This is a genomic window from Flavobacterium magnesitis, from assembly GCF_041729735.1.
Lineage (GTDB): Bacteria > Bacteroidota > Bacteroidia > Flavobacteriales > Flavobacteriaceae > Flavobacterium > Flavobacterium magnesitis.
The window spans coordinates 1-926 of sequence record NZ_JBCFQK010000053.1 but is presented as its reverse complement, the minus strand read 5'-3'; the positions used below and the strand labels follow the sequence as shown (position 1 = coordinate 926).

Annotated in this window: 1 protein-coding gene; it reads left to right on the top strand. The window is 30.8% G+C overall.

The features are described from left to right. Positions 1–83: 83 nt before the first annotated feature. Positions 84–914: an IS982 family transposase gene (locus tag AAGV33_RS16340; RefSeq protein WP_373393443.1), complete on the top strand. Its 831-nt coding sequence runs from the start codon at positions 84–86 to the stop codon at positions 912–914. The last annotated feature ends 12 nt before the right edge of the window (positions 915–926 follow it).

Sequence of the window (926 nt, the reverse complement as noted above, 5' to 3'; positions counted from 1 at the left end):
TAATTCAAGTTGCTAGTTTAAGTAGTATAAAAAACAAAGCAAAGGATAAGTAAATTTGTTTTGCCGACATAAAAACTTTACCAATGCTTTGCAAAGACAAAATTATCTCAATTTTTTGTTTAATCGATGATATTTTACAAGGAATTGAACACAAAGAAGACAAAAGACGACAAGTAAGCGATAGTGAAATTATATTGACCGCTATTGTATCATCAACGAGTTTTTACGGGAATCATTCCTCTGCTATTCGGTTTATGAAACAATACGGATTTATTCCCAATATGCTCGATAAGAGCCGATTTAACAGACGAATTCATAAAGTCGGAAAACTTCTTTGTGAGTTATTTGAAATTGTAAGTTCTTATTTTAAAAGCTTTTGTTGCGAAATGCAATACATTATAGATTCCTTTCCAGTTGCAATATGTAACAATATGAGGATTCTTAATTGTAAAATTGTTAAAGATAAAAAGTGGAGAGGTTACACGGCAAGCATGAGAAACTATTTTTATGGAGTCAAAGTACAATTAGTTACAACAAAAGATGGTATCCCAATAGCCTTTCATTTTACTCCAGGAAAAACGGCTGATGCAAAAGCATTGGGAAAAATAATAAATAAATTGCCTGCAGAAGCTTCAATTTATGGAGATAGTGCCTATTTGGATTATGGTTTGGAAGATTTTGCGCGCGAACAAAAATGTATTTTCTTGAAGATTCAAAAGAAATCAAATTCTAAAAGAATAGACACTTTGGAACAAAAAAAAGAGAAATTAAAAATGAGGAAAAGAATAGAAACAACTATTAGCGATATTAAAAAACTTTTCCCAAGAACGATACACGCGGTGACTTTGGAAGGTTTTCTAATAAAGCTAACTTTGTTTGTCTTCGGATTACAATTAAATAAATCGATTAACTAGCAACTTGAATTA

What these genes read in the sequence shown, in the direction of transcription:
- AAGV33_RS16340 (WP_373393443.1), top strand. Translation starts at nt 84, where the DNA reads ATGCTTTGCAAAGACAAAATTATCTCAATTTTTTGTTTAATCGATGAT.